General features: G+C 63.6%; 20 protein-coding genes, 1 tRNA gene and 2 pseudogenes. 4 read left to right on the plus strand and 19 right to left on the minus strand.

All coding sequences use genetic code 11. The annotated features are described in order from the left end of the window. The 10 genes and pseudogenes from CH289_RS28570 to CH289_RS01375 all read right to left on the minus strand — a co-directional run. Positions 1–158 (minus strand): annotated as a pseudogene (locus tag CH289_RS28570) (ABC transporter permease); the annotation flags it as partial. Further along, positions 155–460, minus strand: coding sequence for a GntR family transcriptional regulator (locus CH289_RS01335; protein WP_080738068.1), 306 nt, complete (start codon positions 458–460; stop codon positions 155–157). The gene CH289_RS01335 and the pseudogene CH289_RS28570, both read right to left, overlap by 4 nt. A 45-nt stretch (positions 461–505) precedes the next feature. Continuing rightward, positions 506–1,444, minus strand: a complete 939-nt coding sequence (locus CH289_RS01340; protein ID WP_052060123.1) for a sugar ABC transporter substrate-binding protein — start codon at positions 1,442–1,444, stop codon at positions 506–508. Between the two features lie 433 nt (positions 1,445–1,877). Then, complete coding sequence (locus CH289_RS01345; protein ID WP_052060122.1) at positions 1,878–2,441, minus strand: histidine phosphatase family protein; 564 nt, start codon at positions 2,439–2,441, stop codon at positions 1,878–1,880. After that, positions 2,438–3,481, minus strand: coding sequence for an ABC transporter ATP-binding protein (locus CH289_RS01350; protein ID WP_037183872.1), 1,044 nt, complete (start codon positions 3,479–3,481; stop codon positions 2,438–2,440). The genes CH289_RS01345 and CH289_RS01350 overlap by 4 nt, the downstream gene beginning before the upstream one ends. Further along, positions 3,478–5,151, minus strand: coding sequence for an ABC transporter permease (locus CH289_RS01355; protein ID WP_218828440.1), 1,674 nt, complete (start codon positions 5,149–5,151; stop codon positions 3,478–3,480). Before CH289_RS01355 ends, CH289_RS01350 begins: the two co-directional genes overlap by 4 nt. Positions 5,152–5,207: 56 nt before the next feature. Next, complete coding sequence (locus tag CH289_RS01360) at positions 5,208–6,371, minus strand: ABC transporter substrate-binding protein (protein WP_037183869.1); 1,164 nt, start codon at positions 6,369–6,371, stop codon at positions 5,208–5,210. Positions 6,372–6,413: 42 nt separating this feature from the next. Then, positions 6,414–7,247, minus strand: a complete 834-nt coding sequence (locus CH289_RS01365; protein ID WP_052060121.1) for a MurR/RpiR family transcriptional regulator — start codon at positions 7,245–7,247, stop codon at positions 6,414–6,416. Between the two features lie 378 nt (positions 7,248–7,625). Next, positions 7,626–7,919 (minus strand): annotated as a pseudogene (locus CH289_RS28575) (IS110 family transposase); the annotation flags it as partial. 49 nt (positions 7,920–7,968) lie between these two features. Next, entirely contained in the window at positions 7,969–8,901 is a 933-nt protein-coding gene (locus tag CH289_RS01375) for an SDR family NAD(P)-dependent oxidoreductase (RefSeq protein ID WP_052060202.1), read from the minus strand. A 97-nt stretch (positions 8,902–8,998) separates the two neighbouring features. Here CH289_RS01375 and CH289_RS01380 point away from each other — a divergent pair, with 97 nt between their 5' ends. After that, a complete protein-coding gene (locus CH289_RS01380; RefSeq protein ID WP_037185365.1) occupies positions 8,999–9,343 on the plus strand; it encodes a MerR family transcriptional regulator in 345 nt (114 codons plus the stop codon). 893 nt (positions 9,344–10,236) lie between these two features. On the opposite strand, the gene CH289_RS01385 is transcribed toward CH289_RS01380, so the two are convergent. From CH289_RS01385 to CH289_RS01425, 9 genes are all read right to left on the minus strand, one after another. Beyond that, positions 10,237–11,457, minus strand: a complete 1,221-nt coding sequence (locus tag CH289_RS01385) for a DUF4041 domain-containing protein (protein WP_037185363.1) — start codon at positions 11,455–11,457, stop codon at positions 10,237–10,239. 46 nt (positions 11,458–11,503) lie between these two features. Next, positions 11,504–12,772, minus strand: coding sequence for a hypothetical protein (locus tag CH289_RS28580; protein WP_244165068.1), 1,269 nt, complete (start codon positions 12,770–12,772; stop codon positions 11,504–11,506). A 427-nt stretch (positions 12,773–13,199) separates the two neighbouring features. Beyond that, positions 13,200–13,276, minus strand: a tRNA-Leu gene (locus tag CH289_RS01395). A 46-nt stretch (positions 13,277–13,322) separates the two neighbouring features. Continuing rightward, complete coding sequence (locus CH289_RS01400) at positions 13,323–14,753, minus strand: short-chain fatty acid transporter (protein ID WP_026347701.1); 1,431 nt, start codon at positions 14,751–14,753, stop codon at positions 13,323–13,325. Between the two features lie 118 nt (positions 14,754–14,871). Next, positions 14,872–15,816 carry a Ppx/GppA phosphatase family protein gene (locus tag CH289_RS01405; RefSeq protein WP_037183594.1) on the minus strand — a complete coding sequence of 315 codons (945 nt, stop codon included), beginning with the start codon at positions 15,814–15,816 and terminating at the stop codon, positions 14,872–14,874. Next, positions 15,813–16,340: a DUF501 domain-containing protein gene (locus CH289_RS01410; protein WP_033190784.1), complete on the minus strand. Its 528-nt coding sequence runs from the start codon at positions 16,338–16,340 to the stop codon at positions 15,813–15,815. The genes CH289_RS01405 and CH289_RS01410 overlap by 4 nt, the downstream gene beginning before the upstream one ends. After that, the gene (locus CH289_RS01415) at positions 16,337–17,017 is read right to left on the minus strand and encodes an FtsB family cell division protein (protein WP_230594178.1); all 681 of its coding nucleotides are present in this window, start codon (positions 17,015–17,017) and stop codon (positions 16,337–16,339) included. The genes CH289_RS01410 and CH289_RS01415 overlap by 4 nt, the downstream gene beginning before the upstream one ends. 30 nt (positions 17,018–17,047) lie before the next feature. Continuing rightward, entirely contained in the window at positions 17,048–18,334 is a 1,287-nt protein-coding gene (gene eno / locus CH289_RS01420; protein ID WP_020111364.1) for a phosphopyruvate hydratase, read from the minus strand. Positions 18,335–18,537: 203 nt separating this feature from the next. After that, positions 18,538–19,263 carry a lytic transglycosylase domain-containing protein gene (locus CH289_RS01425; RefSeq protein ID WP_033190783.1) on the minus strand — a complete coding sequence of 242 codons (726 nt, stop codon included), beginning with the start codon at positions 19,261–19,263 and terminating at the stop codon, positions 18,538–18,540. A gap of 151 nt (positions 19,264–19,414) precedes the next feature. Here CH289_RS01425 and efeU point away from each other — a divergent pair, with 151 nt between their 5' ends. The 3 genes from efeU to efeB are packed head-to-tail and all read left to right on the plus strand — an operon-like array spanning position 19,415 to position 22,660. After that, positions 19,415–20,272, plus strand: coding sequence for an iron uptake transporter permease EfeU (gene efeU, locus CH289_RS01430; protein ID WP_019664573.1), 858 nt, complete (start codon positions 19,415–19,417; stop codon positions 20,270–20,272). Then, positions 20,269–21,435 (plus strand): iron uptake system protein EfeO, encoded by a 1,167-nt coding sequence (gene efeO / locus CH289_RS01435; protein ID WP_037183591.1) that lies wholly within the window; start codon positions 20,269–20,271, stop codon positions 21,433–21,435. Before efeU ends, efeO begins: the two co-directional genes overlap by 4 nt. Then, positions 21,416–22,660 carry an iron uptake transporter deferrochelatase/peroxidase subunit gene (efeB, locus tag CH289_RS01440; protein WP_080738041.1) on the plus strand — a complete coding sequence of 415 codons (1,245 nt, stop codon included), beginning with the start codon at positions 21,416–21,418 and terminating at the stop codon, positions 22,658–22,660. The genes efeO and efeB overlap by 20 nt, the downstream gene beginning before the upstream one ends. The last annotated feature ends 11 nt before the right edge of the window (positions 22,661–22,671 follow it).

Below are 22,671 nucleotides of genomic sequence, written 5' to 3' on the forward strand. Positions count from 1 at the left end.
TTAGGGACGATGCAGAAGAAGACGAAGATCACGATCGCGCCGAACAGCGCGCCGATCTCCGGACGAACCAGCAACCGCTGCAACGGCTTCTGCTTCTTGACCCGCTCATCGGTGACGACGGTGTGCTTGGACAGATCCAAATCGGCCTGTGTACTCATGACAAATCCTTGCAAGTGTCGGCTCGGGTCGAGCCTGATGTGGGTGACGCTACGACCTTGAATGTCGAACGTGAACTCCGTTCGACGATGCCGCGTTGCTCCAGATGCCGGAATGCGCGACGAACCGTTCCAGGTGCCATGTTCAGCCGATCGTGAAGAACTGCCACCGTCTCGAGCGTGTCGTCGACTCCGATCCGCCGCTCGTGGATTGCTTCTTCGATGGCGAGAGCGAGGCTGTAGTACAGGGGCACCGCACGGGAGGGATGCAGACGCAGCTGCAGCCCCACCACACTGCTGGTCATCGTTTTCTCCCTCGTCGTGGTGCGGTGCGGTGCCCCTCGAAGTGCCTACCGGGTGCCAGCGGCGGCCAGGTCTGCGATCGCGTCGATGTTGGTGTTGTCGATGAACGACGGACCGGTCAGGACGGCCTGACCGCCGCCGATGGTGTTCTTGTTGTTCAGGTACAGCCACAGCGAGTCGACTGCAAGGTATCCCTGCAGGTACGGCTGCTGGTCGATAGCCCACTGCACGTCACCGGACTTGATGGCGTCGACAAGTGCAGCATTGGTGTCGAACGTCGAGATCGTTGCGTTCGAACCGCTGGCCGACACGGACTCCACCGCAGTCAGGGCGATAGGCGCGCCGAGGGTGATGATCGAATCGATGCTCGGATCCTGCTGCAGCTTTGCCTGGATCGTGGACTGCACCGAAGGCAGGTCCTGACCGTTCACATTCAGGTTTTCGATCCTGCCACCGAAGCCCTCGGCGATACCGGCACACCGAGCTTCGAGCTGGACCGCACCCTGCTCCTGGATCACACAGATCGCGTTGGTGGCGCCGTCGGCCTTCATGCGCTCTCCCGCGGCGATACCGGCGATGCGCTCGTCCTGGCCGAAGTATCCCTGGAGACCGAAGTCCTGCCAGTTGTCGTAACCGGAGTTGAACGCAACGACCGGAATACCCTCTGCAACTGCGGTTTCGACGTTCGGCTTCATCGCGTCGGGTTTGGCGAGAGTCACAGCCATGCCGTCGACACCGGAATCGATGGCGTTCTGAACGAGATTGGCCTGATTGGGTGCATCGACGTCTCCGGTGTACTGGAGCTCGATGTTGTCCTTGGCCGCCGCAGCCTCGGCACCCTTTCTGATGAGATCCCAGAAGGTGTCACCGGGAGGAGCATGGGTGATCATGGCAACCGTTGCGCGGGGAGTGTCCGCCGTGCCGGCGCTGGATCCGGAGTCCGAGGACTCGGGCGCACCGCCCGTGCTGCTGCAGGCAGACAGCATCACTGCCGATGCAATCAATGTGACCGCTACGCGACGAGACGAAATCACGTTTTCCCTCTTTCGGAAGAGTTGGTTAGACCCATCTATTTGACCGGTCTAGTGTCACTACTATGAACCACGTCACATGTTCTGTCAATAGTGACCCAAACCCCGAGAGCAGGGTTCCGTCGGACGACCAGAAGTCGATCCACCGTCCGACAGGGCAGGCTGGCAGCCGCGCGCCAGAGTTCCGACGAAACAGATGCGCCGTCGACCGGCCCGATACGGTGTGTGAAGGAGTCGGGCTTCGGCCGCGAAGGCGGGTTCGAAGGGATCGACGAGTACCTGGAAACGAAATACATCGCGCTGCAGTGATCGTCCCGACGAACTACGCCTCCGACGCAGTGGTGCGGTTGGACGCCTGGCGAGCGATCCAACCGCACCTCTGGGAGCTCTAACAGGCGCCGAGGTTGAACGCTCGCAGCCGTGCCGGTCCGTCCGCATCGATGTCCAGGGCGGTAATACTCGGTGCTGCAACGGGTACGAGCCGGGCAGCGGGCAGCCCGATGAACCGGTCGAGTACGGATCGAATGACGCCGCCGTGGGTGAGGACCAGGACAGGGCCAGGCTGGGCTACGGCGTCGAACACCGCGGCCGCAGTGCGTGCCGTCACGTGCTCCGGTAGCTCACCGGCCGGTGGTACCAACGAGCCTGCGCGCCAACGGTGGTAGTCCTCTCCGACCTCCTCAGGGGTACGCCCTTCCCACTCCCCCAGGCCTGCTTCTGCCCAGCGGCTGTCGAGTCTCACCTCGCGTGCACCCAGCAATTCGGCGGTCGACCTGGTTCGCGCCAGCGGCGAGGCGATCACGGTCCGAGGCGCCCATGACGCCACCACTGCCGCCATCCGACGCACCTCGCGGCATCCGGTCTCGGAGAGATCGATATCGGTTCTGCCTTGCAGACGGCCATCTTCCGTCCACATGGTCGCACCGTGTCGTACCAACAACAGAGTGGTCACTGTCGTCGCCCCTCTGCATCGAACACCGCGGCCGGCTTCGGTGGTATCACAAGCGCGGTGGTCTCTCCTGCCGTCGCTGCAGCCTCGGTGATCACCGATACGCGCTGCTTGGCCACGAGGCCGGTGACCACGTGACGCCCGGCCATCGGGGTCGATTCCAGCACTTCGAAGGCGAGCGCGCCCTCGGGGTCCAACACGAGATCCTGCGGTCGATACATCACCCGCGTGCCCGGTTGGGCACCGTCGACGAGCGGGACGCCGTCGCAGAACAGCGTGCCGTCGATGACGTCGCCGCCGAGCAGCACGGCGGGCGGCGTACCGAGGAACGACGCGACGAACGCCGTTTCCGGTCGATCCAGCAGTTCGGCCGGAGTGCCCAGTTGCTCGATTCGTCCCTTGTTCATCACTGCGATATGCGTCGCCATCGCGAGTGCCTCCACCTGATCGTGGGTGACGTACACACTGGTGGCGCCGGTCATCCGATGCAGCCGAACCAGTTCTGCACGGGTCTCCACACGTAGGCGAGCATCCAGGTTCGAGAGCGGTTCGTCGAACAATAGGACACCCGGACGCGGGGCAATGGTGCGTGCGATCGCCACCCGCTGCTGCTGACCGCCGGAGATCTGGGCGGGCTGCCGATCGGCGAGTTGGGAGATCTCGAGCGCGGCGAGCACCTCGTCGATGCGGCCGACGCGGTCTTCGCGACTCCAGCCCGCGACCTGGAGGGGCCATTCGACGTTCGCCCGCACGCTCATGTGCGGCCACAGCGCGTAGCTTTGGAACACCATGCCGAGCCGACGGCGGTCCGCGGACAGGTCGATTCCCTTGGCTGGATCACTCACGACCACGTCGCCGAAGGTGATCGTGCCGCTGCTCGGTTGCTCGAGGCCTGCAAGCATGCGCAAGGTGGTCGTCTTGCCACACCCGGACGGCCCGAGAAGGACGAGGAACGAGCCGTCGGGCAGATCGACGTCGATGCCGTGCAGGGCTGTGTGATCACCGAACCGTTTGGTAAGCCGGTCGAGAACGATGCGGGTCATGAGGGTATTCCTGTCGGTTGGGCGCGGGTCAACCTCCGCGCGAGCAGCGTTGCCGCTACGGAGATCAGAGCGATGACGCAGGTGATCGCGTTGGCTTGCTGAGTGAATCCCTCCGAGGCATATCGGTAGGTCATCGTCGCCAACAGTGGGGTCGCGGGTGTGACCAGTAGAACGACGAGCGACAGGTCACGCACCATCGTGACGAAGACCAGGACGGAACCGCCGACCACTCCTCGTGAGACCAGCGGGGCGGTGATTCGGACGAACCTTCGCGGCCCGCCGGCCCCGGTGAGGACCGCTGCCTCTTCGAGTTCGTTCGACACCTGCCCCAGCGCCGCTTTCGAGGTCTGGAATGCGAACGGCAGGCTGGCCGCGATTCCCGCAAGTACCAGAATCGCGAAGGTGCCGTACAGCGACGGCAGTGGCCCGATCGGGGCACCGAACAGTGCGATGAAGGCAGCGCCGAATGCGACGCCGGGAATCAGGAACGGCACGTAGGAGAGGAATCCGATTGCACCGCCGAGGATTTTCGGCCGGATGACGTGCCGCACGACGTACGCGGCCAGTAGCCCGATCAGTGCAGCACCGATCGCGACGGACAACCCGAGCAGAATCGTGGATCGAGTTGCGTCGACCACCACGGGGTCACGGAGAACACCGCGCATACCCTGCGCGATCGCGCTGTCGGATTCGCCGACCCAGAAGTGCAACGTGAAACCGCCGTCGAAGGAGTTCGTCCGCCGCAGAAGTGTCGAGACCGCGAGCACCACACCGGGCACGACGGCGGTGACCGCGACCAGGGTCCCGGCCATGACGACCAACGGCCATCGCCAGACACCGGTCCGCACCGTACGGATGCCCGACGCTTTCCCTGTGATGGTTGCGAACGACCGGCCGCGGGTGGCACGGTTCCCCGTCCACAACACCAGGCCTGCGACGACGACGAGCACAATCGACAACGCGTAGCCACGCACGGCATCACCGGTCGATATGGATCCGTAGAGCCTGGTGCTCAGGGTCTGGAACCGCACCGGGAGACCGAGCAACGCAGGCACGGCGAAATTGCTGACCCCTTCGGCGAACGCGAGCAGGAAGCCCGAGAGGACCGCAGGCGAGATTGCGGGGAGAACGATACGGGTAGCGACCTTCAGCCGCGACGCGCCGGTGAGTTCGGCCGCGGCCACCAGGTCGCCGCCGATTCCCAGAAGCGCAGCGGAGACGATCACGAACGACAGCGAGTAGTAGTGGGCCGTCAGTACCAGCACCGTCGGCACCAGTCCCCAGGACACCGAGTCGGGCACATCGATTCCCATGCTGGACAGGAGACCGGGTGTACCACCGAGCCTTTCGTTGCGGAACACACTCTCCCACGCCAACGCGATCGCGAAGCTCGGCAACGCGAACGGGATCGTCGCGAGCACACCGATGATGCGCTTTCCTGGAATATCGCTCATGATCACGACCCAGGCCAGGAAGGCGCCCAGAAGTGTGGACAGAAGACCGACTCCGAGCCCGACCATGAGGGAGTTACCGAGTGGCCGCCACAGCAGATTCTCCGACAGTGGGCTGGCGAACACCTCGCCCCACACACCGTCGGAGTCCGCATCGAGAGTTCGAGATATCAACCCGGTCAGCGGGGCCGCCACCAGTAACGCAAGAACTGCGATCACGCCGGCCGCAAGCAAATGAACCGGACGACCGACCGCCTTCACCCGGTGCAGAACCGTCACTGGATGGTGAGCAGGAAGTCGGCCACCTGCGCGCGACGCTCGGCAGAGGCCTGGGGATCGATCCGCCACGCTCCGAGCTGGTCCAGCGTCAACGCGTCTGCCGGTGCGAGAACGTCCTGTCGCGTCGGGTAATCGCCTGCGACGTAGAACGGTTCGAACCCGGGACCACCGGTCTCGGTGTCGTCACCCATCATGTAATCGATGAGAAGGCGTGCTGCAGCTGGATTCTCAGCGCTGGCGGTGACGCCGAGCATGGCCGGGAACACGATGCCGGGCGACGGGGCGACGCCCGCTGCGACCTGCAGTGCCCAGCCCTCGTCCTCGTTGTCTCGGCGGTCGGAGTAGGTGGTGAATCCCACCGGCGGGTTCGTCTGTCCGACAGCACCGATCGACGAGTTGACCGTGTCGGTGTCGTCGACCAGCACGGCGTCGTTGCCGTACAGATCGTTGATGAACTGCAGACCCGCATCCTCGACGCCGTCGTCGAGTTGAATCTCGGTTCCGAAGTGGTCCTGATATGCCTGTGCCATGTCGTCGGCGCGCAAGGACATCTCGGTGACCAGGTCGAGATAATCGCCACGTACGTTCGGGTCGACCATGACGACGCGGCCTGCCCACTCCGGTTCGGTCAGGGCCCACAGATTGTCCACAGGCGGGCCGTCGGGGTTGGCCTCCTCGTTGTACATCAGCACCTTGGTGGACAACCGGTTGGCAGCGAGTGGTTCCTGGAACTCCTCGGCCAGCGCATCGGTGACTCGACCTGGAACATAGGGCAGCAGTACGCCGTCGGCGAGCAGTTCGGTGACGACGACAGGCGCATCGGATACGTAGGCGACGTCGGCAGTTGCGCTGCCCGCTCGGTGTTCGCTGGCCAGTCGGGTGATCAGCTCGGTCGAGGAGATGTCGGTTGCCACCACGTCGATGCCGGGGTAGGCGGCCTCGAAGGATTCCTCGATGGACGCGATGCGACTGGTGAACGCGTACACCGACACCGAACCCTCCTCCTGTGCCGCGCTGATCAGCTCGTCCTGAGACATCGACGCCCAGTCGGGCTCTACGGCATCGGGTTCGGCGGTTGAAGACGAGCAGGCCGCGAGACCGAACGTCAGCGCAAGAGCGGAACAGGCAGCAATCGCGCGGGGGCGGGCGGAAACAGACATGACGATCCTCCGATGATGGGGGTGAGTGAGCGAGAGAAGGGATCAGGCGTCGAGCTGGTCGAGCAGATGGGCAAGTCGGTCCAGCGAGCGGTTCGACTCGTCGGGTTGGCGGCGAGCGACGGTGAGCACCAAGGCATTGACGATCGCCATAGGAACTGTGAGAGAGAGAAATTCGTCACCATGACCACGTGGCGCGGCGATCAGTTGGTCCGGTTGGGGTGACATCGAGAGCAGAGTGTCGGTGATCAGCGCGTTGTAGCAGTCGTTGTCGGCGGCAATGGACAGGAGGGGTGCGAGCTGAGCTGGCATGCGACGGAACGCGAATGCCACCAGAACGTCCGCCGAGGTCAGACTGCTGACACGTTCTGCAACGTCACGTCGGGACCCGGACAGAGCGGTGACCCGCATCCCGAACCGCTGTAACCTTCGACTCGTCAAGTCCACCAGTACGGTTGCGTTTCCTTGACCGAACAGGAAGATGTGCCCTGCCGCGACCATGCGCGCAGCAAGTTGGTCCAGCTGCGATTGACCGACATGCCGGGTCAGCTCCGACAACGCCTCCAGTTCGTCCTCCACGAAGCCCCTGATGACGTCTCCGTTCGGGTGACGGTCCAGTCGTCCGCGGACCCGTTGCGCGGGCCCTTCCCCGGTCATGTAGTCCTGGCGCAGTGCATCTCGCAGTTCCGGGTAACCAGCGAACCCGAGCCGCTGAGCCAATCGGGTGGCCGCCGATTGGTGCAGTCCCAGTGGACCGGTCAGGTCGGTAGCCAACCAATACGACGCCGCGGCCGGTTGTGACTGCAGCAGCGCAACGAGCCGACGATCGTTCGCGGTGAGCAGGTGTCCCCGGCTGGTGACCAGGTCTGTGATGAGCACGGGTGCGACGCTATCCGCAATCGGACTTGCAAAGACCGCAAGCCGTGCAAGTTAACGTGCTGTTCGCCCGATATGCACCGCTTCGTCGTACAACCGCCTCGCTGACACCCCGTCACCGTCAGGCGTGCATGACAGCCGTGAACGTCATCCGGTCACCGCGGTGCAACGATCCACGTTGCTCGATGGGTACACCGTCGACGCCTGTGGAACCTTGGACTCCGGGTCCATCAAGCGATTCCGAATTCGCGCCCGATCTGGTGGCTGATAGAAGTTGATGCGTACCTTGTCCAGGCCGCTCGAACGTCTCTACCCGGACCGGCGCCACTACACAGCGCCTACACACCCTGCTCGAGGAACCACGGGCGATCGAGCGGCCCCGGCCTGCCCGGGATAAAGATCTGCGATTCGGCGTATCGACAGACCAGGCAAGTACGCCACCCGGTGTCCGTACGCCCGGGCGACGGTCACTGGTAGTGACCCGACCGTGTTGGGCTATAGGACAATTGTCGATAACTGCCCGTGCGCGGCGAGGCGGCCGAATACCGTCCGCGGGCGGGCCTCGTCGTTGGGTAATGCCCTGTCGTACCGATACGTGCCATCGGCTTCGAGACCTACCGCGTGATGTTCGAATTCTCCCCAAGTCAGTAGAACGCCGATCGGACCGGCGCCCACCTGCGTTCTTCGCCTCGCGAGATTCACCGCACAAAGGCCGCGGTGAACCTCAGCGCAGGTAGTCCACCCCTGAGAGTCGGGCGGAAGTAGCCCAGAGCTTTGCTGCCGCACTTACGTCGGTGGCTGACGCGGTGAAGGGTACGCCGACGACGTCTGGGTGGGACTTCGAGCCGGCAGGGCCCCAGAACAGCTGCGGGTCCACTTGCGGCGACGCAGCAGCGGTGAGGACAGCGACCGCAGCCGCATCGGAGTCTCTGCCGATGACTTTGGCGATCACCTTGGTTGCCACGCGGGTGGTCGTCGACGGGTAAGTTCCGTGCAGCGGTGTGCGAGCCATGCCTGGGTGCGCTACGAAGCTGCGAACCGGACTCTCGGCCTTCGCGAGACGGCGTCCCAGATCGACAGCGAACATCGCGTTCGCCAGCTTGGACCTGTTGTAGGCGCGGCCAGGTGAGTAACCGTTGGCACCCGCGAGGTTGTCGAGGTCGAGTGTGGCCCGCTTGTAGAGGGCGGACGAGACAGTGACCACGCGGGGTTCGCTGCCACGTTCCAGAGCCGTCAGCAGCGCACCGGTCAGCGCGTAGTGCCCCAAGTGATTGGTGGCGAACTGGCTTTCCACCCCTTGGGGGCTCAGTCGTAATGGCACACTGCTGATTCCGGCGTTCAGAATCAAAAGGTCGAGCGGACTATCTGCTATCTGCCCTGCGAACTTGGACACCGACTCGAGGTCCAGCAAATCGAGGTGCGCGACCGTAACCTGATCGGCACGAAGACCGCCTTGTTCGACCATGTGCCGCCGCACCTGCTCCCCGCGAGCCCTGTCGCGGACGCCAAGGAGCACGTCGGCTCCCAGATGCGCCAAACCGCGGCCGGTAGCGAGACCGAGGCCACTGGCACCGCCCGTGACGACGGCGACGCGACCGGAAAGGTCGGGCAGGTTGGACAGTGGGTCAGCGATCTTTAGTGATTGTTGAAGCTTCATGTTCACGAGCGTAAAGTCTGACACTGGTGTCAGGGTCAAGAAACCAGTCGAACCGACGCAATCAATGGAGTCGGCAGAGCCAGCGAGGAGTAGCACGGTGCAAATCGGCGAGTTGAGCAACCGCAGCGGTGCCAGTGTGCGTTCGTTGCGCTATTACGAGCAGCAGGGGTTACTTGCATCGCAGCGTGCCAGCAATGGCTATCGGACGTACTCCGACGATGCCGTCACGACGGTCGAAGCCATCCGCTCGTTGCTCGAGATCGGGCTGCCCACCACTTTGCTGAAGGACGTGCTGCCTTGCACGCTCGGCGAACGCTCGGAGCCGGCCTGCCCTCAACTGCTGGAACGTATTGCGGAGCTACGCGACGACGTTCGATCCGAAGCCGACAGACTTGCCGCAGTCGGCAGATCCCTGAACAACTACCTAAACAACAACATGTAGACCGCTGAGCGAGTCGCTACAGATTCAGTCGCGCAAGGCACGAATCGGGCGGAGATCGTCATCGTCCGTACCGCAACACGGCCTCCCGATCGACTGTTCGGCAGACAGCTGTGCACCACCCGCCGAGTAGTCGAGCTCGGAATTTTCATTGCAGGAATCTCCACCGACCGAATCCCGTGCTCTTGGAACGGAACGCCAACGGACAGCTGGCTCGCGTGGCACTCGGCCGCCTCCTCTCGGCCGTCTCTGTGACTATGTAGCAAACTGCAATCGGACAACGCAAGCAAGTGGCCTCCGATCGCGCTCCGACCGACCGAGGAGGAAAGCTGCCTCCCCAGACCTCCTGACCAGCACATCTGAAACCCACACATACGATTTCTGTGACACAGAGCCGAATCCGCCGCTCACCAAAGTCCGTAAGCACCCGTAAGCGTCCACTCAGCACATCAAGCACCCTCGAAATATGCTGTGACGCAATCGAGAATGGATCCACACGGACCCCTGTGCCCCCAGTCGGACTCGAACCGACACTGTGCGGCTTTTAGGTCCGGAGAAGTGGACTTACCCGGACTTCGATGAATCCACATTTTCCTGTTTGACAACACTTTTCGCACATTCGCGTCCAGGCCGATCCAACCCCGGATGTACCCAGTTGTGTCACTCTCGTGTCAACGAGGCCCTCGGCAAAGACCACGCTGAATCCACCTGCATCCTGACGTACAGCGGGGAGAGAACCCCGCCAACTGCGCCAATGCCGTCTTGCACATAGCCTACGTAACCCGGCGTTCTATGCCATCGAACGGTCGTACGTGCGCCCACCGCGAACCCACCTGCGAGCCGAGCCGGGTCGACCGACTGATTTCAACCGGCCCTTTACCAAGTTCGGCCAAACTTCAGGGTCGAGACTTCACGCTCACCGGCCAGCTCCCCCGGCTCTGAAAATACTGCGTCGCTTCGGGTTCCTCGGTGTACTCCAGAAGGTTCCCGACATGCCGGGCCAACACCTTCCGCACCTGACTGGGCTCGGCGAAAAAGAACTCACGCCTGAGGTTCGCGTGATTGAGCCGACGGGTCGCAAAAGCCGCGTGCAGTGCCCCCTCCAATGCGACAGCGTCGTCCGAGAAGTACAACGCGTGCACGTCGAATGGGAACGGCACCGACGCGCTCCCCAGTTCGCGGACTCGGTCCATCGGTTCGAGCCGACGGGTCATACCGATTTTGACCACGTCCGGTCCGAATGCACCGCGGTTGCTGATCACGTACACGTACCCAGCTCGAATGTTGGCACGACGATAGTCGTTTTGTGCGATGGCCTGGTCGAGTTCGCCCAACTTGACTCGAATACGCTGCGCCTCATCACCGGTGAGGCCACCCAAAGAGTCGAGCACATTTTGATAGTGCGCTCGTTCTTTGTTCAGCTTCTCCTTTTGCGCCGCCAGTTCCTGCTCGACCTTGCGTTCCTCGCGAAGACGCTCACGCTCCTCACGTTGTGCGAGTTTCTCTTCCTGAACTTTCATCATGTAATCGGCTGTGAGCTCGAGTTCTTCGACCCGCAGCCTGTGATACGTCTGGGCGACATGCATCTGCATCATGTCTCCGAGTTTTGCGATCGTGGCGGCGGCCTTTTCAAGGCGGTTTACGGCCGTCGCTAGGTTTCCCGCCCGGATGGTACGGACACAGATGTCGGCCTCGGCGTTATAGGCACGCAGCATGAGCTTCGACAGATCCGAAGTCATCTTGCGGCCTTTGGCTAGAGAGTTGTTGAAGCTGAACATGTCCGATGCGACTATGGCCTCTTCCCCGACGACCGCAGCCTTGATCTCGTCACGCACCGCGGCCAACCGTTCACGGAATTGCTCGGCGTTCTCCAGGGGGTGCTGGTAGGTGTAGATGCCCACCTCCTGCAACACGATCCGGTCGTCGGTCTCCACCACGCCGGTAGGCGCCGACCCCGGAGCCGTGGTTGGTGAGGAGCCCCGTCGCGCAGCGTGCGATCGTGCCTCGTCGCGTTCTTGCTCAACCACTTTGAGGCGATCCAAGAGATCGTTCAGCTCGCGCTCTTTGGCTACCAGAGTGGTTCGGAGAGCCCGGATAGCGTCTTCTGGGCCTGTCATCGTGGCCTGCACGCGTGATCGCAGACAGGGCTTTCCTGATAGGTGCTCAACCGCGCACTCCCCGTTTGTTGCCCACTGGTACCAGGTCATGGGGATTCTTCGATACGCCGGCACTCAAGTGCTGGAGCGTCGCGGTCGCCTGGACGCCAGATAGATTGAGCCGCTCGAAGACGGTTCGATCCGTTGCCAGTTCAACCAGTGTGATTCGAGTGGGATGGCCAGTGGCCGGGTCCACGGTGTCGACCCCGACTGTCATCGACAAGGTGCTGACCACACCGTCACGGTCCGCCTCGAAGATCTCGTGGGCGGTGCGGACCGCGACCTCGGCCACAGCGGTTGCATATCGGTCCTTGCGCGCTTTCAGCGGTAGTGGCGTGCTGGTGATCGTGTCAGTTGCCTTGGTGTACTTGAACGACTTCTCGGTCGGTAGATCCGAGGGCAAGGGAACCGAGACAGTCAGTTCGAGTTCCCGGGCGGCACCATCGAACGAGAAGTCATGCTGGACCTCGAAGCATTCCGGATACACCGAGTTCCCGAGCACGATCGATATGTACTCTTCGAGCGCGCTCGGCTCACCCTCTTGCAGCCCGACCATCAGCCGTTCCAACTGGACATTCGCCTGCATCACCTGCTTCCGGCGTTCTGCACACTCCGCCTCGTACTCGGACTGAGCGACGGAGAGCGACTGTAGGCGCCTCGCTTCGGCGTCCCTATAGGCGTCTTCGTTGGCCGCCTGGGTGTGGTTGCGCTGAGCGATAGCCTGTTCCCACCCTTGGCGCTGTTGCCAATACATCGCCTGTGCTTGCTCCACCGCGGCAGCGTGACGTTTCCTTCCGCCCAGCATCGCGCCGAGACCCTCGGGGGCCGCGGGTTCGACATAGACCGGCTCTGGTGGGAACGGAAGGGGTAGGGGCGGGGTTGTCGGTGTAGTCAGATCCGGTCGATCGAACGGCGGATGCTCGATCTTCTGTCGTAAAGCGTTCAGGTCGACGTAATCGTCCACGTCCAGCGTGGCCGCCAGGATGCCGTCGATCGCCTCGTACTTCTCAGCCAAGGTGGCGTTTCGCGCATCGACCTCTGCCAGTTGCGCCTCCACGTGCAAGCGGGCGCGTTCTTTGACCGCCGCTGCAGAAGCTTGATTCGCCGCGCGGTCGGCGGAGGCGCACGCGCGCTCCCAATCGCGCCGTGCCTTTTCCGACAACCGCACAGCTCGTGCAGTCGCCTGCGCGTGGGCTCGTGCTTGCTGGCGGTCACGTTGTTCGCGTAGCCGGTTTTGGTGCTGCATCTCCGCGAAAAAACCTCGACGCTTCGCCACCCGTGACACCTCTGTTCTGATCGTTGCTAGTTCCTGCACTGTAGCGACCCATCCAGACAAATCCGGTGCCCTTCGACTTCGGCCGGCGGCCCCTTCATCTACTCGAATGACACTTTCGGATGACATTGCCGCGATGGATCGAGTCACCGGCAAAGCCATTTGCATGGACGGATGGACTCGTGCCGCACGCGTCCAGTTCGTGATGACTTGTGACATTCTGTGACACCGAGCCATGACACTCGAGGCAAAACACACTCCTGCGAAAGCGCTCTGAACAGCACAAACTCGACCGAACGCACGACTTCTCTGACAACGAACAGAATCCGCTACTCCGCGGGGTCCATACACATCCGCGAGCGTCCACCCAGTACATCTATGCCCATCGAAATACGCTGTGCCGCAATCGAGAATGGATCCATCTGGACTCTGGTGCCCCCAGTCGGACTCGAACCGACACTGTGCGGATTTTAAGTCCGCTGCCTCTGCCAATTGGGCTATAGGGGCGATTGCTGGGACCGCTGGTTCCAGCGGTGACGATCATATCGGTCCGCTACTGGGCGGGGATGACCGGTGGCACGAAGTCGAAGGTCATGCCCAGGAGCCACACCAGCAGCAGGACGACCGGGAAGTGGAAGATGAACTGCAGGAACGTGAATCCGATGAGATCGCGGGCCCGCAGGCCCAGTACGGCGAGCAGCGGAAGCATGAAGAACGGGTTGATGAGGTTCGGCAGTGCCTCGGCGACGTTGTAGATCTGGACGGTCCAGCCAAGGTTCATCTGCACGTCGGTAGCCGATTGCATGACGTAGGGCGCTTCGACCAGCCATTTACCTCCGCCGGAGGGCACGAACAGCCCGAGGATCACGGTGTAGATCGCGATGACGACAGCAAAGCCGCCGCCGCTACCGATGTCGGTGAAGAAGTTCGCGAGGTGCTCGGAGATCGTGACGCCTCCCCGTCCCTCGGCCTCGACCAGAATGGCAGCCATCGCCGCGTACAGCGGGAATTGAACGAGTATGCCCGCGGTGGCCGGCACTGCTTTGGACACTGCGTCGAGAAACCTTCTGGGCGTTCCGTGCAGGACGAGACCGAGGATCAGAAAAACCAGAAGATAGCCGTTCAGGCTCGACACCACCGACAGCACCGGCAACGTCAGTAGCTGCGACACAAGCCATCCCAGCGTCATTGCACCGATCAGCAACGGAAGGACCCGACTGTACTCGAGCCACTCGCCGGGACGCGACCGCGGAGCCGGCTCGTCGATCGTGTCGTCGAGATCGACGCCCATGCTCTCCGCAGTCTTGATCGCCGCGCCCTTCGGAGCGGACAGATGCGCTATGACGACGGTGATCACCGTGATGATCAAACAGGTCACCAACGACTGCCACGTGAAGATGGTCTTACCGAAATCGAGAACACCGGTGATCTGCAGCAGCGGTCCGGGCAGGGAACTCGCAGTTGCCTGCAATTGTGCCGCGGACGAGGACATTCCGAGCGCCCACACCGCACCGAGTCCCATGAATGCCGCGGCACCGAGAGCCCGGTAGTCGGCCTGCATGTCCGACCGTCGCGCGATCGCGCGAGCGAGCAGACCGCTGAAAACCAAACTCAATCCCCAGTTCAGAAACGACACCGTACAGGAGAGCAGGGCCACGAAACTCACTGCGCTGCTGGGTGAACGAGGCAGCAGTGCCAGACGGGTGATCAGCCGCGCCACCGGAGGCGACGTCGCTACGACGTACCCGGTGAGCACCACCATCGCCATCTGCAGCGTGAACGCCGTCAGATCCCAGAAACCCCCACCGAAGGCGTCGACGACGTTCTGCGGCGACGACCCGTTCGCGAACGCCGCCACCGCGACGACGACAACGCCCACCAAAGCGAAGATGTAGGCGTCGGGGAACCATTTTTCGGTGGCTCGAGCCAGTCCTTGCGCGAGCCGTGCCAGGCCCTTCTCGGCGGGTGCCTGCGTCGTCGTCATCGATGATCCTCGTTTCGGCGTAGTCCCCTGCGCGTGCGTGTCGCACGTCACAGAGTTCACCGAATCGGACACCGATGCAAGGAGCATCGCCGCAGGTATTACCTGCGAATCTGCAGAACTACGCCTTCACGGACAGGGCGATGCCATCGAGAATGTCGTGCTCACTGACCACCAGGGTGCTGACGGCGCCGCGACGCTCGAACTCTTCGGCCAGAACACTGGTCACGATGGCACCGCCACCGATGACGTCGACCCGTCCGGGGTGCATGGGCCCCAACGCCGCTCGGTCGGCGCGGGTCATCCCGATCAGACGGTCGCACACGTCGAACAGGTCTCCGAAGGACACTCGTGTCAGGTGGACCTTGTCCGCGTCGTACTCCTGCAGACCTGCAGCGATGGCTGCGATGGTGGTCATGGTGCCCGCGACGCCGACCCAACTCGAGGCCTCGCCGATGTTCACGTCCTCGAACGCTTCCTCCAACTTCTCGCGGGCGTACGCGCGAGCTCCGGCGATCTCGTCGGCGGTGGGCGGATCGGAGTGCAGAAAACGCTCGGTCAGACGGACGCACCCGATGTTGGCGGAAAACGCCGCACGCACACCCTTGCGATCACCCAGAACGAGTTCAGTGGACCCGCCGCCGAGGTCGACGACGACGAACGGTGCACCCTTGGCGTCGAGTTCGCCGACGGCACCGGCGAAGGACAGCCGTGCTTCCTCGTCACCGGTGATGACCTCCGCGACCGAACCTGGCACGATCGGATCCAGGATCTCTCGCGTCATCGCGAAGAAGTCGTCGCGGTTCGCGGCGTCGCGGGTGGCGGACGTCGCGACCATGCGCAGCGCCGACGCACCGGCTTCGCGAATGATGCCGGCGAACTCCTCGAGCGCTACGCGGGTACGTTCGATCGCCTCGGGCGCAAAGGAACCCGTCGCGTCGACGCCTTGGCCGAGGCGCACGACGCGCATCTCCCGCGCAACATCCGTCAGAACACCGTCTTTGATGTCCGCAACGAGGAGGCGGATGGAATTGGTGCCGCAATCGATGGCTGCTACCCGAGTCATGAAGTCTCTCCGCGAAGTTCGGCGATGGTCGGCCAGTCGGCCGGAATTGCTGTGCCGCGCAACGAGGTCTCGGCGGCGAGCGCCACCGACTCGTCACCGAGTGGGTTGACGCCCGGGCCCTTGGCGAGGGAGTGAGCGATCAACACGTGCAGGCACTTGACCCGATCCGGCATACCTCCGCCGGTGAAATCGGTTCCGAGAGATTCGATGTCGTTGCGCTCGGCCAGGTAGGACTCGTGCGCGCGCCGATATCCGGCGGCCAGTTCCTCGTCCTCGGACAACCGAAGAGTCATCTCTCGCATCACGCCCGCCGATTCCTGACGGCTGGCCTCAGCAGTCAAGCGCGGATCCGTCAGATAGAACAGGGTGGGGAACGGGGTGCCGTCGGGCAGCTTGGGGGCAGTTTTCACCACACCGGGCCTACCGTCCGGGGATCGATACGCGATGGCGAGAACACCGCGGGGTTCGCGTCCGAGTTGAGCCGCTACGGCGTCGAGATCTTCCTTCGAGACTGCCGAGCTCACCCGACCGGTCCTCCTTCGATGTCCGGTGCAGGCTCGGGCAAAACAGCCCGATCCGGCACCACTTCTTGTTCCTCCACGGGCCCCTGCGGTTGCACCGCGGACTCCCACAGGTCCCGGTACCACGGGCCTTCGGATTGCTTGGTGGTTTCCACGTCGTCCACCGGCGGACCGACGTCCCCCGGCAACTGCACCGTGTACGGCGTCTCCCCCGGCATCACCCAGCGGAGCCTGGACTTCGCATTGGCTGCGATGCGCGTCGGGTCGTTCAATTGCGTTTTCTCGAGCTCCAGGTCCTTGACGTCCTGCTCGAGTCCGGTGCGCTCGGCGAGAACCTGCTCGAGCTCGGCGCGCTGCGAGAAGTAGGTGCGCAGCGGCATCGCGAGCGTCAACGCCAACGCGCACACGACGACGGCGAGGACCACGGCCTTGGCCGTCGACAGGCCGAGAAAGGTGCGCTCACCGCCGGACGAAGCCCGCGCGCCCACGCGTCGGGGAGCTGCTTTGCCGCCGACCACGGCGTCACGCGCCTGATCGGACGGCTCCGGCGCCGGCTGACCGGAGCTGCGTTCGTCTCCCGACGCAGCTCCGGACGTCCGGCCCCGGGATGCAGAGCGACCACGAGGCCTGGGATCACGCCCACCTGGGCTTGTCCCGGATCTTCCTCGTCGTGCCGCCATGCAATCACCCTCGTCGAATCGAGCTGAAAACTATCCCTCGTAATTGAACCGGGGGAAAGCCAGCTCACCCGAGTAACGCGCCGCGTCACCCAGAGCTTCTTCGATTCTCAGCAACTGGTTGTACTTCGCGACGCGCTCGGAACGTGCGGGCGCACCCGTCTTGATCTGACCGCTGCCGACGGCAACCGCCAGGTCCGCGATGGTGGTGTCCTCGGTCTCGCCGGACCGGTGGCTCATCATCGTCTTGTAGCCGTTGCGGTGCGCGAGGTCGACGGCGTCGAGGGTCTCGGTGAGCGTGCCGATCTGGTTGACCTTCACCAGCAGCGCGTTGGCCGCACCCTTGACAATGCCGTCCTCGAGACGCTCCGGGTTGGTGACGAAGAGGTCGTCGCCGACGAGCTGCACCTTGTCACCGATGGCCTCGGTGAGGGCAACCCAGCCGTCCCAGTCGTTCTCGTCCAGCGGATCCTCGATAGAGACGAGCGGGTAGGCGTCGACGAGTTCGCCGTAGAACGCCGACAGCTCCTCGGCGGACTTGGTAGCGCGCTCGAAGGCGTAGCCGGTGCCTGCGGTGTAGAACTCGGTGGCTGCGACGTCGAGTGCGAGCGCCACATCCTGTCCGGGCTTGAGGCCGGTCTTGGCGATGGCGTCGAGAATGAGGTCGAGCGCTTCCTTGGTTCCGGCCAGGTCGGGCGCGAAGCCGCCCTCGTCGCCGAGGCCCGTCGACAGGCCCTTGGCCTTCAGCACCGACTTGAGGGAGTGGTAGACCTCGGCACCCCAGCGCAGGGATTCCTTGAAGGTCGGCGCACCGATGGGCGCGATCATGAACTCCTGGACGTCGACGCCACTGTCCGCGTGCGCGCCACCGTTGATGATGTTCATCATCGGTACGGGAAGGATGTGCGCGTTCGGTCCGCCGAGGTAACGGAACAGCTCGAGTCCAGCGGACTCCGCAGCCGCCTTCGCCACCGCGAGGGAAACACCGAGCAGCGAGTTCGCGCCGAGACGCGCCTTGCTCGGGGTGCCGTCGAGATCGAGAAGAGCCTGGTCGACGGCCCGCTGCTCGATGGCGTCGAGGCCGATGACAGCCGGTGCGATCTCGTCGAGAACAGCGTTGACGGCCTTCTCGACACCCTTGCCGCCGTAACGCTCGCCGCCGTCACGAAGCTCGACTGCCTCGTGCTCACCGGTGGACGCTCCGGAAGGAACCGCTGCGCGGGTCAGTGTTCCGTCGTCCAGTGCGACCTCGACCTCGACCGTGGGGTTGCCACGGGAGTCGAGAATCTCGCGAGCTCCGACCTGCTCAATGATGGCCACGAATGCTTCTCCTTGTAACGGGGGCGGGCGGGTAAGTGCCGGGTGTCAGACTAGCCGCTCGCCTGACCTCCCCGCGACGCACAGGAGCGGAGCCTGCGGAGTGACCAGGGAAAGTCAGGAGCGGAGCCTGCGGAGTGACCAGGGAAAGTCAGGAGCGGAGCCTGCGGAGTGACCAGGGAAAGTCAGGAGCGGAGCCTGCGGAGTCACGCAGTGGTGCCGACTGAATAGGCGGCTGCAGCGTCGCGGACGTCTCGGAGATAGACACCGGACTGGTTGTAGGCCATGAGCGCGCGCTCCCACCCTTCCGCAGTACGCAGATCACCTCCGCGCGCGCAGAGGTAGCGAGCTGCGGTCAGAGCCGCGTCGTCGAGGTTGTCGGGATCGGCGATTCCGTCACCGTTGGCGTCGACGCCCCATTTCTTCCAGGTCTCGGGAATGAACTGCATCGGGCCCATCGCGCGGTCGTGCACCGGATCGCCGTCGAGTTGGCCGCCATCGGTGTCGGGAATTTCGGCGACGCCCGGGCCGCCGTCCAATGGGATGCCGCGAATCGCGGGCGACACAAGACCGTCGGGGGCGACGGACGAGCCCTGGTACGTGCCGTGGCGACTTTCGATGTAGCCGATTCCGGCGAGCGTCGTCCAGGCGATGCCGCAGCCGGGTGCCGTGTCGGACATGATCGCGGCGGCGTGACCGTAGGCCGCCAACGCCGGAACCGAGATGTTCATGGCGTCGGCCTGGGGCTCCGCCCAATCGAGCAGGAGGTCCGCCGTTCTCCCCTGTGCGTTGAAGTCGATCTCGGGCACCGGCGTTCCCGCTCCGGGAGGAATGCCTTCGGGAATCGCACGCGGCGGTTCCGACGAGCCGCACGCCGCAGCCAACAGACCCACCGCGACCACAGCAACGACGTAGGCCACTCGCTTCTTCACAGGTCCATCCTGCACACGAAAAGTAATAGAAACCTAAAGCGCCGAGTATGCGCAGGTCAAAGGCGTTTTCCAGTATGCACGAGGGTGTATGTTGCTCTCAACCACATGAGGGTTCCCTACCCTTTCTCGCAACGCTTCAGGAGCACCGAACGTGTCCGTCCTAGCCGCTCCGCCCATCGCCACCCAAATGTTCGGAAGCGGGTTGATCGGCCTCCGAGAAGGCCTGGAAACGGGCATCGTCGTCATGATCCTGGTCGCTTTCCTCGTCAAGGCCGAGCGGCGCGACGCGTTGAAGTGGGTCTGGTTGGGAGTCGGGCTGGCTGTTGCCATGGTGGCAGCGATCTTTTTCGTCATTCACTACGGAACGTCGACGGTCACCGGACTGACCGCGGAGATCATCGCCGGAGCCGCCTCGCTGGTCGCCGTCGGCATCGTCACCGCGATGGTGCTGTGGATGCGCACCGCTGCCAAGGACATCTCCGGCGAACTCCGCTCCGGCATGGAGCGAGCGTTGACCGTCGGACCACTCGCGGTCCTGGCGCTGTCGTTCTTCGCCGTCGGACGCGAAGGCGTCGAAACTGCGTTGCTGATGGTCGGATACGCGGAGAACACGGGCGGCAGTTCGTGGCCGCTGCTGGGACTTCTGCTGGGAATCGTCGCCGCGGCCGGACTGACGGTTCTGCTGTACTTCGGCGCCATCCGCATCAATTTCGCGGTGTTCTTCAAATACACCGGCATCTTCCTGATCGTCGTCGCGGCAGGCATTCTCGCGTACGGAATCCGTGCACTGCAGATCGGCGGGATTCTGCCCGGCGGAGGTTCGACGGCCTTCGACATCACCGCACAGTTCGACGCTTCCAGTTGGTACGGCACCGTCCTCGCCGGCATCTTCAACTTCCGACCCGAACCCACCGTCCTGCAGGTCACCGGATGGGTGCTCTACCTCGCTGTCGTTCTCTACCTGTTCCTTCGGCCGGTTCGCGTACCCGAACCCGCAGTCACCTCATGAAAGGCACTCCCTTGCGCCGTACCACCTTTGCGCTGGCCGCACTCGCGGCTCTGCCGCTCGCTCTCGCCGGCTGCACCGAGAAATCGTCGTCCGACGGCGGATCCGAGTCCGGTTCCGGCGACATCGCCGTCGCCGCCACCGACACCACGTGCGATGTCGCGACGTCCGAAGGAACGACCGGCAACTCGACGTTCCAGATCACGAACAACGGAACCAAGGTCACCGAGTTCTACGTCTACGGCGAAGGCGACCGTGTCATGGGCGAGGTCGAGAACATCGGACCGGGCCTGACGCGTCAGCTCATCGTCGCCCTGCCCGACCCGGGCACCTACCAAACCGCCTGCAAGGCAGGCATGGTCGGCGACGGAATCCGCGCAGACTTCGTCGTCTCCGGCGACGCCGTGCGTCAGGCCGACGAGAACGGACTGCTCGACGAGGCAGCAACCGGCTACAAACGATACGTCGTCAGCCAGGTCGACGCGCTCCAGGAGACTACGTCATCGTTCGTCGCCGCCGTGAAGTCCGGCGACATCGAAGCCGCAAAGACCCAGTTCCCCGTCACCCGCAGCTACTACGAGCGCATCGAGCCGGTCGCCGAGGCGTTCCCCGACGACCTCGACCCGCGCATCGATCTGCGTGAACCGGACGTCGAGCCCGGTGATACCTGGACCGGCTTCCACCGCATCGAGAAAGATCTCTGGGAGCAGGGGCTGCAGCCCGACACGAACCAGATGGCCGATCAGCTTCAGGCCGACATCGCAGAACTCGCCGAGAAGGTCAAGGCCGAGGACTTCACCATCGACCCCATTCAGGTCGCAGGTGGCGCCCAGGGACTGCTCGACGAGGTCGCCAAGACCAAGATCAGCGGTGAGGAAGACTTCTTCTCGCACACCGACCTATGGGACTTCCAGGCGAACGTCGACGGCTCCCAGGCAGCAGTCGCCGCAGTGCGTCCGATCATCGATCAGAACGACGCAGAACTGGGGTCAGCCATCGATGCACGCTTCGCCGAGCTCGACGCCGAACTGGCCGAGTACCGCCAGGGCGACGGCTTCGTCTTCTACGACACCGTCACCGAACCCCAGCGTCAGGAACTCTCCAACAAGATCGACGCACTGTCCGCCGAGGTAAGTCAGGTACAGGGTGTCGTTGCCGGACAGTAATACCTCTCGCTTCTCTCGGCGGCGCCTGTTCGGCGCCGTCGGGGTGGGCGCGGCCCTCGTCGGGACGGGAGCCGTTGCCGCATGCGCGGAGTCCAACGAGGACCGGCCGTCGGACATCGTGGAATTTCGCGGAGCGCACCAGGCCGGCATCGTCACCCCGGCACAGGACCGCATGCACTTCGTCGCATTCGACATCACCACCGAGTCACGCGACGAATTCGTTGCGCTGCTCCAGAAGTGGACGCTCATGGCGGAGCGGCTCACCCGGGGCGAAGAAACATTCGACGGTGGCGCCGTCGGCGCGGGTGAGTACCGCCCGCCGTCGGACACCGGTGAGGCATTGGGATTGTCCGCGTCGTCGTTGACCCTGACGATCGGATTCGGGCCCGGACTGTTCACCCGCTTCGGGCTTGCGGATCTCAAGCCGACGTCCCTGGCCGACCTGCAGCACTTTCCCGCCGACAATCTCGACGAACGCCGCTCCGGCGGCGACCTCTGCATCCAGGCCTGCGCCAACGACCCGCAGGTCGCAGTCCACGCCATCCGCAACCTCGCACGTGTCGGATTCGGCACCGTGTCAGTCAAATGGTCCCAACTCGGATTCGGGCGCACGTCGTCGACGTCGACCACCCAGGCGACACCACGAAATCTGTTCGGATTCAAAGACGGAACGGCCAACCTCAAAGCCGAGGATCCCGACCTGCTCGACGATTACATCTGGGTCGGGGAAGACGACGATCAACCATGGATGGCCGGAGGCTCGTACCTCGTTGCGCGTCGAATCCGCATGCTGATCGAATCCTGGGATCGGACCACGCTGAAGGAGCAGGAACGAGTCATCGGGCGCAGTAAGGGAACCGGCGCACCCCTGGGCCTGAAAGACGAATTCGACGCTCTCGACCTCGATTCCAAGGGTCCTGAAGGATTGCTGATCGACTCCGACGCCCACGTGCGTCTCGCCTCGAAGGAGAACCTCGACGGCATCCAAATCCTCAGGCGCGGTTACAACTTCACCGACGGCTCCGACGGCTTCGGTCACCTGGACGCAGGACTGTTCTTCATTGCGTACTGCCGAGACCCACTCGAGCAGTTCGTGCCCATGCAGCTGGCCCTGGCACGCAAAGACCTACTGAACGAATACATCCAACACGTCGGCTCCGCCGTCTTCGCCTGCCCGCCCGGATTGGGTGAATCGGAATTCTGGGGGTCTACCCTCTTCGCATGAATGGTTCATTC

It is taken from the genome of Rhodococcus sp. RS1C4 (genome assembly GCF_002258225.1).
Classification (GTDB): domain Bacteria; phylum Actinomycetota; class Actinomycetes; order Mycobacteriales; family Mycobacteriaceae; genus Rhodococcoides; species Rhodococcoides fascians_E.